Origin of the sequence: Dongshaea marina, assembly GCF_003072645.1 — a bacterium.
Taxonomy (GTDB): Bacteria; Pseudomonadota; Gammaproteobacteria; order Enterobacterales; family Aeromonadaceae; genus Dongshaea; species Dongshaea marina.
Map to the genome: position 1 here is coordinate 4265385 of NZ_CP028897.1, position 12991 is coordinate 4278375.

Consider the following 12991-nt stretch of genomic DNA (forward strand, 5'->3'; position numbering starts at 1 on the left):
AACAAATATTCCATAATATATCCATGTGAAATTTTTATTTCAATTTATCGAAACCAAAGAGTTCATTAGATGTGATCCAGAGCTAACCCTTACGAAAAGGCAACTGCATCGCGAGCATCCTTTGCCCGCTAAACACCTACCTTATCAATGGGGATTAAGCCAGCCACAACTGCAGATCCTCAATTACATAGTTACCGGAGAAATGAGGATTCTCATGGCCCAGGTGCTCCAGCTCAAAATATTCGCGCTGCTCTTTGGGCATCCCTTCATAGGCTCCCAATACCTGATACAGCCAGCATTCGGTATCCCATTCAAGACCCTGCTGCTGATAATACTCAAGGGCAGAGAGCCGCTCACCCGAATCAATCACCTCACAGAAATAGCGTTCCACCGCCTGCTTGAGTGGGCTATCGGTCAGTTCAAACTCATCGGTGGCCTCCAGGGTAAGGAGGGTTGGCTCCTCCACCTGCTGCTGTAACAGGTGATGACGGTGGATGCTGCGGATCTCTCCTGCCAGATGCATCAGCTGATGCTCATGCTCCTGGCAGGTGACATCGACACTGGCTGCGGTCAGAATCGGCTTCGCCTGATTGAGCAGCATCGGCAGCTGTTTATGAGTTGCATGATTGAGCGGACTATATTTGGAGTGCTGAGCGTTATACAGCAACCAGCCCTTGAGAAGGCGAGTCCGGCCGCGGATCTCGCGGAACCTTCCTAACAGCTCCAGCAATCGCCCCTGAACCACCGAGAGCTCCTGACCACAATCGACCAGGGTGTGCTGCAGGCTCACCACCAGCAAGCGTCTTAGCTCACGCTCATCTCCGGCGAGCTCGCTGAGCTCATCAAAACGCAGCAGCTCCAGTCCATCGAGCAGCTCACTGACCTGGGATTGAGCCAGCTCATTTTCACGGATCTTGGCATTGATGGTCCCCACATAACCGAACTCATTGTTGATCCGCCCCCACAGCAGCCGGATGCTACGGTGCAAACCTTCGGTCAGTGCATAAACCTCTTCACTGAGATCATCCAGATAGGACTCACTGGCCGCAAAGTCACAGCTCTGGCGCGCCTCACGATAGTGCTTGGTCAGGGTCCTGAGAGTTGCCAGGGTCGCGCCCACATTGGTGGTGATCTGACGGCTGCGCTCATCGCGAAGCCCCTCCTCAAGGATGCTGCGCAGCGCAGAAGCCAGGCGGATCTCCGCCTGCTCCTCGGGCCGATACAGCACCCGGGCATCCAGCAGCTTTTCGATCACCTTGGGATCTTCGGCGGTCTCATCCAGGGTGCCATTCTGGTAAGCCCGCATCAAGAGATCACCGTGGCGGGCCAACTGCCTTAAAAACTTAACCCCGGCCTGAGCAATGTTGTCACTCATAGCAGGCTCCCCTGCTCCGTTGCGCTCTCGGCCTGCTCCTCCAGAGACAGTCCTTCGGTCTCGTCGATAAAACGGATCACCTCGTAGAGATAGTCGAGCTTACCGGTAGCGATATAGATCTGCTTCTCGCTATTGGGCCTGAGAAGATATCCCAGCTCACACAGCCGCTTAAACACCTGTTTGAGCTGGCCATCCACCTGGGCACTGGTGGAGCCAAACAGCCGGTAGCGACTGATCTTGGTGAGCTGCTCGCGAAATGCGGGGGTATCCTCAATTACGGTCTGAAGCTCATTAAGCCTCACCGGTGCCCCCTCACTCAGGGGAGCATCATTGACACTGGCCTCCTGGACCAGCACCAGCCACTCTACCAAGGGCATTAGCGAGCTGCAGATATCACGAAACTGCTGGCTAACCACCTTACGCTCGGCGTCATCCAGAGTCAGGTAGCCACAAAAATAGACCTCCCCATCTGCCGCGGAGCAGACGCAGCGATTAAGCTGGCTCAGATACTCGTCAATCCGCTCACGGTTTCCCGGGCTCTTAAGTAGTTGCCAGCTCTCCTCGTCGGAGGTTTTACAGATAAATACCCCACCCAGGAGTTTTTCGATCACTCGTCCGGTTGCTGAGATCATTGAGCCACCTCCATCTGCGCACGCGCCTTGAGCCGTTGCTCTATCGGGTTAATTTTGGGTTTTACCACCTGCAGCTGACGGGTCTGCTTGTTGATGATATAACGGTTTGAGAAGAGATTCAGAACCTCGGAGTCCGGATTGGGGAAGGCCCCCAGTACATGGATATTGTTGTTCTCACAGGCATCAAAGATCTTTTTCACATTGGCGTGGTGCAGGGTTCCCAGCTCATCGATGGGCCAGTGAATGGTTGCATCACCGCGGCCACGCAGCAAGCGGGTAAAGGCCAGCAGGAACTTACACAAAATGAGATATGCCATCCCGTGACTGCTCGATTCCATCAGCTGACGGTCGGTACGGATCACCAGATCGCTGTTGCCCTCTTTAAGGCGCAGCTCGATCTCCAGCAATTTGCTGATCCCCCCTTGCAGGGCACTACGACCGATAATATCCAGGGCACGGCGCATGCTCTGGGCGTAATGCTCATCGGGAAGATCGCTAAAGCCCTGACGTTCCCAGCTGCGGAAAGCTTCCACAAAGAGCTCAAGCTGGGGCCAAAACTCCAGCTCACTTATTCGCGAGCGAATGCGCACCGCGGAATCTGAGACTCCATCGAGAAACAGTTCCTCGTCCACCTCGCGGGTGATCCGCGAGCTCTGGGTACTGATCCGCCGGTCGATATCCGCCAGCACATCATAGTAGGATTTGAGATCGATGCCGAAGTTACGCCCCTGCTCCTGAAGCCCTTTGATCTTCTGTGGCATCAGTACATTGATGATCTGATCAAGGTGCCCCACCAGATCGCGGTGAGAGACGATACGAAGTCCCTGTTCATTGATACTGGAGCTCTCTTCACGGGCCCGCTCCCAGGTCTCAGCCACCCCGGAGCCTGCCTGAGCCGCGATCACTGAATCAAAGTGATCCACATACTGCTTGATGTTATCCAGTTGCTGCTCTCTTGCCGACAGGAACTCCTGTCCCTCACGAAGCCGCTCATCGATGGAGCCAACAATTTCTGAGGCATCACTCTTAGGTAGCTTACACTCAATAAGCTTCTTCAGAAGCTTCTGGATCTTTTCTTTGTGTTCCGTCGCCTGTTTAAGACCAGCTTGCTGCTCTACTCGCTGCTGCTTGAGGCTCTGTTTTTGCCCCTTAAAGGTGTTACGGGCCGCAGTGAGCTTTTGCTCCAGCTCAGAGCTTTCCCGGCGCGCCTCGGTGAGCTGGCCCTGGAGTTTAGGCTTTTGCCCGACCCAGATATTCTGATACCAGTGCTCAAAATCCTGCACCTCAGAGCGTTTAAGCTCGGTATCATCAATTTTTTGTTTGAGCTCTCCCATCTTGCGTTTAACAGCAATGATCTGATCTTCATCCACTCCCCGGGATTTAAGCTCGCGCTTATACCAGAGCTCACACTCTTTTTTCTCGGTCTGGGCTTTTTGCTTGCGCGATTTTAGCTCATCGCTAAGCTGGTCAATCTGGTATTGAATAGCACCGGTCACCTCCTGCCAGTGCGCATTCTTCTCCATGCGCGCCTCCAGGGACTGCTCGGCCAGCTCATCCAGCCACTGCTGATGACTCTCATTAAGGCTAGCCCCTCCTGCTGCAGCAGCTCCAGCTCCTGTTGCTTGAGGGCCTTACGGGAGGCCAGTGCTTCTTTGCACTGCTGCTGAGCCCGCTCTTTTTCATCCAGTAACCGGCGCAGCCCCTCGCGCTGCTGCTTGAGCTCGGCGCTGGCCAGAGTCACCTCACGCTCGGCGGCATCAACTTTTTGGTTCGCCTCCCCAAGCTCTTTTTCGGCTTCACTGTGAAGGTCTTTGATCTCTTGGAGCGCCTGCTCTGCCAAATTCAGCTGCGCCTGAAGCTGCTGCTCGGACTGGGCATACTCGGGAAGTTCGATCGCCCCCTGATCCAGCTGAAGGCCAAACATGGAGTCTGACTCCTCGGCGCTGAGCGCAGGTTTCAGATCGCAACGCCCCAGCAGCTCAGGATGAATCAGACGCCCCACCGAGCTCTCCCAGCCGGGTTTTTCACGGCGCAGGAACTCAAGCAGCGATAGTTTGCCCGGATAGAGCAGCTGATTTACCCCATCCAACTTGCTCTGACGCTCACTCATCTGTTGCGCCAGCTGCCGCAACTTGTCATTGGCCTGCTCCCGGGCCTTACTGAGCTGATGCTGATTCCGGCTCTGGCGCTCCAGCTTATCCTGAGCCGAATCCTGGGCGATACCCGCCTCTTTGATCCGGGCATCAAAGGCACCGAGCGAGCTCTTCTCCTCTTCGCTGAAGGTGGCATTTTTAAGGTAGCTATCCAGGTGAACACGCTTTAACTCCAACTCGTGCACCTTCTGCTGATGCTGCTGCTTTCCTTCGGTCTTCAATGCCAGGAAGTGACTATCCAGGGCCTGCAGCTCTTCGCTCTTCTGGCTATTCTTCTGCTCAAGATCGCGATACAACTCCTGCTGCTGACCATGGAAGCGCTCCTGAACTTTCTGCAACTGCTCGGCAATCTTGTGGCAACGCTGGTTATAGGTGGCCTCAATATCACTGTGCTTCTCGGTCAAAAGTTGGTGGCGCTGCTGAAGATCCTGATACTCATCCTGCCAGCCTGGCAATCGAGCAAGATTGCCACGGGTGGTCTCTATATCCTGGCGCTGGTAATACTCATGCTTGGCCTCGATCTGCTCAAGTTCATCTTCAAACTTGACGATATCCCCTTTGGCGGCCGAGAGATCCTGGTTCAGTTCATCCTGCTCTACGCTCCAGCGCTCCTCAAGCAACTTTTGCTCAATACTGACCCGCTCCAACTCCTGATCAAAAGATTCGATGGCCGAGGTGAGCTTCTGCTCATCAAGGCTGTAGCTGTTGTTGAGGTTGGCCAGGCGACGCTCACCAGCCAAAAGCTCCTGATAGGTCTGCTCCAGCTTCTGAAACTGGGGGCGGATCTCGGAGAAGCTGTTCATCAGCTGAGTCTCCTGCAGCCACTCCTCAACCTTGGCCGGGCTCAGCCTGGATTTCGGTGGCTCAACCCCATCCTCCTCAAGGATCGCGGCGATCATCGACTTGATGGTCTCCATCTTGCCCTCTTTGGAGTGCACCGCCTTGGCCAGCTTCTCGATGTGCCGCAGGGAGTGCTCCATGGAGCACAGGGAGAACTGCCGGGTATAACCTCTGAGTTCACTGCTGTTGCCCCCCGTACTGATGAGGGAACGATCGTTCTGGATGATCGCTCTATATTCACGGGTGTTGAGTAGCTTGGTATGGGAGATCCCCTCGCGCTTCATCGCCCTGCCAAGCTCAGCCATGCTATGGCAGCTGAATCTCTTATCCTTTTGCTCCAACACATAATCGCTGAGCTCGAACCCCTTGCCGATGATCCGGTAGTTGACTCCCTTGCCATCTCCCGCCGAAGAGAGGACAGCCTGATTCATCAGCCCATCACCGCGCAGGTATTCATAAATGATGTAACTTGACTCCCGGGGCAGGTACCAACGCTCAAAGCTGTCACGGGTCGCCGGAACCACCCTCGAGGGATACTCACCATAAAACACAGGAACAAGACGTTGCAGGGTGGTCTTTCCCGAGGCGTTGGTCCCACAGATATTGGTATGTCCCTCAAGGGAGAGCTCAACGACTCCGGGCAGATGCGTATCGATCAGAATAATTCGATTCAGGCTTGGCATTATGATCCTCTGCTCGATCGCCTACAGATAGTGCGATCCCATTAATTATCCGGCCCCATCAGCAAGGGCAGTTACAAACCGGCTATTTTACACCAAAGGGGGGGAGTTTCGGGCGACAAATTACGCGGATTCAGGCAGACAGGACAAATTCAGACCAGATAAGGAAGCACTGGGAAGTAACTCTCTGAAAGACAAAGTAAAGCTTTCAAATCAATTTGCTACACCACAGAATATGCTTCAGTACTGGCAAGCCTGGTGCTGCTTATTTTTAAGCTTTTTCAGGGCCGGCCGGATCCCGACATACCAGAGATAAAAGCTATCCACCAGGTTGAAGGGGTGAAACAACTGCTCCGGGTGCTGCCTTATATAGCGGGCGGTAAACATCATCCCGGGGATCCACAGGGCATAACCATTTTGATGGATGAGCATCAGATCATCATGCTCAAGGCTCCACTTATGGGTGTTGCGCTGCAAGCTCTCAACCAATCCCTTGACTCGTTTGCTTATCATCATTTTCTCTCATACCAGCCAACTGCAATTGAATCGCTCATCCAGATTTATATCTGCTTCAGATAAACGATACTCACTTCACAGCAAAATAAATGATCAACATATTCCGATTAGATCGCTGGAAAATCCACTCCAGTTGCTTACAGTTCAAGCATAATTGGTGTTTTTTTCCAGAATAGTTCACAATTGAAGCCAGTAGCAATGATAGGAGAATCTCATGGCTGAACTAGTTGCTGGTGCCTTTCACTACCTTAGCCTGTTTCTCTATCCAACCGTATTGCTGTTTGTTGTCATTTTACTTGTCCTCTTGTGTAAAGGCCGAAAACTGGCCAATACCCTGCTAATTCTTGCCCTGGCCGGCTTCTATCTGACCGGCAATGGGGTAATCACAGATTACCTGGTAACCCCACTTGAAAAGGGCCTGAGCCAGGTCAACTCCGATATCATTCGCACCCACCAGTCGATGGTGATTCTTGGCGGTGGAATCGCGCAAAACCAGGAAGATAGCCAGAGCGGCCTGCTCGCAGACTCCCGGGTCGTCGAGGCTTATCGTATCTACCAGGATGCAGAGAAGCAGCAGGTCCAGTACAGCATCTTTATTTCAGGCGGCCACAACTCTCCATCGGGGATGAGCCAGGCGGGACTGTTTAAACGCCAGTTGATGACACTGGGTGTGCCTGAGTCACAGCTGGTGATAGAAAGAGCCAGCCAGAATAGCTACCAGAACGCCCAGTTTACCAAGCAGATGCTCGATAGCCATCACGCAAGCTCGCCGCTACTTATCACCAGTGCCCTGAGTATGAAGCAGGCTGCACAGGCCTTTAGCCACTTTGGTGTCGAGGTCACTCCGGCACCGGCCAATTTCCCAAAGGCTCAGCGATCCTACTTTCCCTCGGTTTATAACCTTGAGCTCACCCGGTTTGCCATCCATGAGTACACGGGGCAGTGGAAGCTCAAGCTCTTTAAACTACTGGGGATCAATAAACATCAGCTAGAACAACAAGTACAACTTTGACTTCCAGAGCCGTTACAGGAAGGCAGAATCGACCTTGCCTATACACTTGTTATACTGAACCTCGCGTAGAGCCTTGCTGTATCTCGTCTATGCGTTACCTACCCGGTCCTCCAGGGACTTCAACTCAATGGAACATTGAACCATGACAATTTCTCAACATAAGGTTGTAACCATCCACTACAAGGTTGTCGATGCTCACAGTGGCGATCTGCTGGAGTCTTCCGAAGGCGGGGATCCCATGATCTATCTGCACGGCGCCAGCAATATCATTCCCGGCCTCGAGAAAGCCCTGGAGGGAAAATCAGTCGGCGATGAGCTGGAGATCACCATTGCACCCGAGGAGGCTTACGGTGAGCGCCAGGATGAGCATATCCACCAGTTACCGATCGAGTCATTCGAAGGGGTCGAGAGCATTGAGCCCGGAATGGCTTTCACCGCACAAACCCCGCAAGGCCCGATAAACCTGGTCGTTCAGGATGTGACCGAAGAGATGGTGACCGTGGATGCCAATCATCCCCTGGCTGGCAAGTCCCTAACCTTTAGCGTCAAGATCGACTCTATCCGCGATGCCAGCGATGAAGAGAAGGCCCATGGCCATGCCCATGGTCCCGAAGGACATAATCACTAAGCCTGGAGCATTTCCGGGATCAGTAAACCAAAAAAAGCCGCAGAGTGAGCTCTGCGGCTTTTTTATGGTCAAACCCCGTGGACCTTTGCCCTATGGAGTTAGGCTGCCTTGTGCTTTGGGATCCAGCTGTTCACCACCTTCTCATGGCTCTTCATCCATTGGCGGGCAACCTGATCTATGGTCTGATCTTCACCCTTGTCTTTAATAGCCAGGATCAGACCTGAGAGCTGCTGATCCGTCAGGTACATGTTGGTCAGGAACTGCTTCAGCTCTGGTTTATCCTGTCCCAGGTTGCTGCGACCCATGATATCGATCTCACCTTTTTTCCAAACCAGTTTCGATGGGTCCTGTTTGAGGAATTTAAGGTGCCAGCGACTGAACATCCAGTGTGGAACCCAGCCAGTCACTACGATCCACTGCTTCTTTTCGATCGCCTTACCCAATGCCGCCGTCATGGCCGGGCCACTGGAAGCAAGAAGCTTCATGTTGGTCAGACCATATTCTGGAATGATCTTGTTCTCAACATCATTCATCATGCCAGCTCCGGCATCGATCCCCACGATCTGATTGTTAAACTTAGCAGCATTCGCCTTGAGCTGTGAAATCGAATCTATGTTCACATACTCAGGAACTACTAATCCCACCTCGGTTCCCTTATAGATGCTTCCCAGATTATCCAGCTTATTTCCGAACCGTTTGATGTAAGATTGCTGCAGATCAGGCCAGCTCTCCATCAGCGCATCGTATTTCCCTTGGGCGACCGAGATATAGGCAGGACCCACATCGGCGGCGGTCAGGCTCACGTCATAACCCATTTTGTCGGTCAGCACTACTTTCGCCAGGTGGGTATAAGCAACCCCTTCGGCCCAATTCACATAGACCAGCTTGGCGGTCTTTTTCTGCTCTGCTTTTTTCTCTTTGTTACAAGCCGACAGGCCCAGTGCCGATAGCACCACTAAACCACCGACCAGACACAGTCGTATCTTTTTTGCCATCTTCATAAACAGTTATCCTTTCGATTTATTACGCTTGCCGCCCAGAGCCTGGGTGACTCTATCCAGATACACAGCCAGTATTACGATCGCCACACCACCCTCAAAGCCCACATTCAACCTGAGCTGAGTGATCCCTTTGAGTACCTCATTCCCTAGGCCTCCGGCACCGATCATGCCTGCAATCACCACCATAGACAGAGCCAGCATTATGGTCTGGTTCACCCCGGCCATGATGGTCGGGATCGCCTGAGGGAGCTCAGCCTTAAACAGGATCTGCCACGGGGAGGAACCAAAGGCGATCGCTGCCTCCTTGATCTCCTTGGGAACCTGGCGGATCCCGAGGTTGGTTAAGCGGGCGACCGGTGGCAAAGAGAAGATGAGGGTCGCCAGCACGCCGGGAACCGGCCCTAAACTAAACAGCATTACTGCCGGGATCAGGTAAACGAAAGCCGGTAGTGTCTGCATGAAATCCATCGCCGGGCGCATGACTCGCTCAACTGTGTCACTCTTGGCGGACCAGATCCCAAGGGGCAGGCCAATCGCCAGAGAGAAGATGACTGCGGCAACGATCAGCGACAGGGTTTCCATGGTCTGACTCCATAGACCAAGATTCTGGATCAGCAACATTCCTAACACAGTGAATAGAGCCATCTTCTTGCCTGAGCTAAACCAGGCGATCACCGTCAGGATTGCGATCATCACAAAGGCGTTGGGTAGCTCAAAGATAAACGTCAGGCCATTCACCAGAGCCAGGATTACTGAGCTAACCCCGTCAAAGAATCCCCCCATGTGGGTGGTCATCCAGTTAATCACGGCGGCAAAGCCATCACCAATATCAATTCTCATCATCATTCAGCCCTGCGTGGTTCCCTGGTCATTAGTGTCTGGTGGTACTCGGCAAGAGTTGTCGGCCCCTCTGAATTGTCACTTTCAACCACCTCGGCCAAAACGCTCGCCCGGTCAACCTGACCCAGAAAACGCCCCTCCTCATCCGTCACCGCCAGGGGATATTCAGACTCAAGGACCGATCCCAGAAGATCGGAGATCGCTGTATCACCCGAGGCCACCAGGATGTCACGTCTGAGTTTTGAATCCACTGAGGATATCTTGGCCCTATCCAGCGACAGGCAGTCCTCCATGGTCAGCAATCCCTTGAGCCGCCGGTTGTTATCCACCACAAACAGGTGAGTTGTTTTATGCTTTTCCATCATCCGCACCGCGACCCGGCTGCCGCTTTGAGGCAGAGTCATGCTGGGAGCCTTGGTCATGATGGAGCCAGCTGTGATCACTTTAGAGCGATCGACCTGCTGCACAAAACTTGCGACATAATCATCGGCAGGATCGGTCAGGATCTCCTCCGGTGTTCCCACCTGTACCACCCGGCCATTTTTCATGATGGCGATGCGATCCCCAAGCTTAAGGGCCTCATCCAGATCATGGGTGATAAACACTATGGTCTTATGCATCTTGGCCTGAAGCTCAAGAAGCTCATCCTGCATCTCGGTACGGATCAAGGGGTCCAGTGCGCTGAACGCCTCGTCCATCAGCAGAATCTCAGGATCGTTTGCCAGGGCCCGGGCCAATCCAACCCGCTGCTGCATCCCACCACTGAGCTCTCCCGGATAACTCGCCTCATAATCTTTCAAACCAACCAAGCTCAATGCGGTTTGAGCCTTGGCTTTTCGGGTTTCCTTATTGACCCCGGAAACCTCCAACCCATACTCGACATTACTCAGCACATTCCGATGGGGAAACAATCCAAAATTCTGAAATACCATGGAGATTTTGCTGCGGCGCACCTGGTTCAGTTGCTTGTTGCTCATGGTCAGAATGTTGTGGCCATCGATCAGAACCTCTCCGCGGCTCGGCTCTATCAATCGATTCAGGCAGCGGATCAGGGTTGACTTACCGCTGCCGGATAAGCCCATCACCACAAAAATTTCACGCTTATGGATCGCAAATTCAGCGCCATGGATCCCGATGACGGCCCCGGTTTTCTGCAAAATCTCCTGCTTGGACTTTCCCTGATCGGCGAGCGACAGGGCCTGCTTTACATGGTTACCAAATACCTTATACAAATCTTTGATCTCAATAGCCGGAAGGGCTTGGTTTGGATCTTGAGTGTTCAGCGTAAACTCACACGAACCTTCAGTTTGAGCCGTTTCCGAGCTTTTCGGGTACGGTTCTTCTGAAGCGATCGCTTCAGTCCGTTGAGAGGTCATAGATAACTCCTGTCTTGATGGGATGGGGCTTCGGCCGAGAGAGGAACAACACTCTTAGCAGGGTGAGATAGAGGGAGAGTCAGCCGAAATAAAATAAGCATGCAAATAAATATTATTTTAAAGCCCCAATTAAAGTTGTTTGCATGCTAAGTAGTTTTATAGATGAATGTCAACTTTTTCAATAGAAACCCTCGGCTAAACAGGAGCGAAATATCAACATTATTTTGGATAACCAAAAAAATAAGCTTAATTATTAGATGGTTATAGCATTGAGCTTCAATATATCTCAAAAAGGAAATCAATTCGCACACTAATCGATTAAATCAACCCGTCAGCCTGGGTTTGCCGCAAATACAAACTTAGGATACGAACCAGTGTAGCCACTAAAAATGACAACCTGATGACAAAAGCAAAATCAGTCTTGACTCCCGGCCAAAGTCTCGGTTAATTTGCTGGTATGAAATTGATTCGCGTTCACCTCACCCCAACCACAGCACCTTGTTGCTGTTGCTGCTGTATTTCGCTGCGGCCGGGAGCTCTGTAAACGCAATTAACCGAAAAAATTCCCGAAGGCTGCAGATCCCACTGCAGCCTTTTTTATTGCCTGTTTTCGGATCTGTTGCCTTCCACGAATTAACTAAACCAAGTGGAGACAGTGATGGAACAGGTGATAAGCGCCAGGCAACTCAGAGAGTCGGCAAAGTTTGATTCAACCGATATCGGCTGGATCGTGATGAGTATCGGAATGGCGATCGGAGCGGGTATCGTGTTCTTGCCGGTGCAGGTTGGGGTAATGGGGATCTGGGTATTTCTGCTCTCGGCCGTCATCGGCTACCCGGCCATGTACCTCTTCCAGAAACTCTTTATCAATACCCTCGCACAATCCAGCCAATGCACCGACTACCCCGGCGTCATTAGCAATTATCTCGGTAAAAACTGGGGAGTCACTCTCGGAGCCCTCTACTTCGTGATGTTGGTGATCTGGGTGTTTGTTTATTCCCTTGCCATCACCAATGACAGTGCCTCCTACCTGCAAACCTATCAGATCACCACGGAGCGACTTTCAGACCACAGCTGGTATGGTCTGATTCTGATCAGCCTGCTCGCCCTGGTTGCCACCAAGGGAGAGCGACTGCTGTTTAAACTTTCCGGGTTTATGGCGGTCACTGTGCTGATTCTTGTTGCATTGATGGGGATCCTGCTGATCCCACAGTGGAACCTGGCACATCTTCCACCTCTTGGAAACACCACAACCCTGGTGAAAAATGCCATCATCACCCTGCCCTTTACCCTAACCTCGATTCTGTTTATCCAATCCCTGAGCCCCATGGTGATCGCCTATCGGGCCCGTGAAAAATCGATTGAGATTGCTCGCTTCAAGGCGCAGCGGGCGATGAAGATCTCCTTTGTCATCCTATTCCTGGTGGTGTTCTTCTATGCCCTCTCTTTTACCCTGGCGATCTCTCAGCCCCAGGCCAGGGTAGCTATGCAGGATAATGTTTCGGCCCTGGCGATTATCGCTTACTACTTCCCCGGAAGCTGGGCAACCTCAGCCGGAATCGTCATCAACCTGTTTGCCGTAGTTACCTCTTTTTTTGGAGTCTTCCTCGGGTTTCAGGAAGCCTGCCACGGTCTGGTGATGAACCTGTTAAGACGCAAGTTTGATGAATCGAGAATAAACCAGAAGCTGGTACGAAAGGCAGTGGTTCTGTTTATCATCTTGCTGGCCTGGGGGGCGATCGCCAGTAATGCACCGATACTCTCCTTTACCTCGATCTGCAGCCCGATCTTCGGCTTAGTAGGCTGCCTGATCCCGGCTTACCTGGTGTACCGGGTGCCGGCTCTGAGAAAATACCGTGGGCTTGCCACCTACCTCATCATCATTACCGGCATATTGTTGATGATCTCCCCTCTGCTGGCCTTTTGGAAATAGTGAGA

The 12991-nt window shown here is 52.5% G+C and carries 11 protein-coding genes; 3 read left to right on the top strand and 8 right to left on the bottom strand.

Annotated elements, in window-relative coordinates; translation table 11 throughout:
• Positions 1 to 154 precede the first annotated feature (154 nt).
• The 5 genes from DB847_RS19940 to DB847_RS19955 form a co-directional block, all read right to left on the bottom strand.
• Positions 155 to 1375 (bottom strand): phosphoenolpyruvate carboxylase, encoded by a 1221-nt coding sequence (locus DB847_RS19940; protein ID WP_108652264.1) that lies wholly within the window; start codon positions 1373 to 1375, stop codon positions 155 to 157.
• Complete coding sequence (locus DB847_RS19945) at positions 1372 to 2007, bottom strand: condensin complex protein MksE (protein ID WP_108652265.1); 636 nt, start codon at positions 2005 to 2007, stop codon at positions 1372 to 1374. The genes DB847_RS19940 and DB847_RS19945 overlap by 4 nt, the downstream gene beginning before the upstream one ends.
• Positions 2004 to 3530: an ATP-binding protein gene (locus tag DB847_RS26175; protein ID WP_267897722.1), complete on the bottom strand. Its 1527-nt coding sequence runs from the start codon at positions 3528 to 3530 to the stop codon at positions 2004 to 2006. Before DB847_RS26175 ends, DB847_RS19945 begins: the two co-directional genes overlap by 4 nt.
• Entirely contained in the window at positions 3500 to 5683 is a 2184-nt protein-coding gene (locus DB847_RS26180; protein WP_199911638.1) for an ATP-binding protein, read from the bottom strand. Before DB847_RS26180 ends, DB847_RS26175 begins: the two co-directional genes overlap by 31 nt.
• A gap of 237 nt (positions 5684 to 5920) precedes the next feature.
• Positions 5921 to 6193: a hypothetical protein gene (locus DB847_RS19955; protein WP_159084765.1), complete on the bottom strand. Its 273-nt coding sequence runs from the start codon at positions 6191 to 6193 to the stop codon at positions 5921 to 5923.
• 217 nt (positions 6194 to 6410) lie between these two features.
• Between DB847_RS19955 and DB847_RS19960 the strand changes: the two genes are divergently transcribed.
• Together DB847_RS19960 and DB847_RS19965 are read left to right on the top strand one after the other, a co-directional pair.
• Positions 6411 to 7208 (top strand): YdcF family protein, encoded by a 798-nt coding sequence (locus DB847_RS19960; RefSeq protein WP_108652267.1) that lies wholly within the window; start codon positions 6411 to 6413, stop codon positions 7206 to 7208.
• A gap of 142 nt (positions 7209 to 7350) precedes the next feature.
• On the top strand, positions 7351 to 7836 hold the full coding sequence (locus DB847_RS19965; protein ID WP_108652268.1) for an FKBP-type peptidyl-prolyl cis-trans isomerase: 486 nt from the start codon (positions 7351 to 7353) through the stop codon (positions 7834 to 7836).
• Between the two features lie 98 nt (positions 7837 to 7934).
• Here DB847_RS19965 and DB847_RS19970 read toward each other — a convergent pair whose 3' ends face one another.
• Genes DB847_RS19970 through DB847_RS19980 form a run of 3 tightly spaced genes read right to left on the bottom strand, consistent with a single transcriptional unit; the run spans position 7935 to position 10909 of the window.
• Positions 7935 to 8837: a glycine betaine ABC transporter substrate-binding protein gene (locus tag DB847_RS19970; protein ID WP_199911639.1), complete on the bottom strand. Its 903-nt coding sequence runs from the start codon at positions 8835 to 8837 to the stop codon at positions 7935 to 7937.
• 6 nt (positions 8838 to 8843) lie between these two features.
• Positions 8844 to 9680: an ABC transporter permease gene (locus tag DB847_RS19975; protein WP_108653037.1), complete on the bottom strand. Its 837-nt coding sequence runs from the start codon at positions 9678 to 9680 to the stop codon at positions 8844 to 8846.
• Positions 9680 to 10909: a quaternary amine ABC transporter ATP-binding protein gene (locus tag DB847_RS19980; protein WP_325049099.1), complete on the bottom strand. Its 1230-nt coding sequence runs from the start codon at positions 10907 to 10909 to the stop codon at positions 9680 to 9682. Before DB847_RS19980 ends, DB847_RS19975 begins: the two co-directional genes overlap by 1 nt.
• Before the next feature lie 802 nt (positions 10910 to 11711).
• Here DB847_RS19980 and DB847_RS19985 point away from each other — a divergent pair.
• Positions 11712 to 12986 (top strand): aromatic amino acid transport family protein, encoded by a 1275-nt coding sequence (locus DB847_RS19985; protein ID WP_108652270.1) that lies wholly within the window; start codon positions 11712 to 11714, stop codon positions 12984 to 12986.
• Positions 12987 to 12991 lie beyond the last annotated feature (5 nt).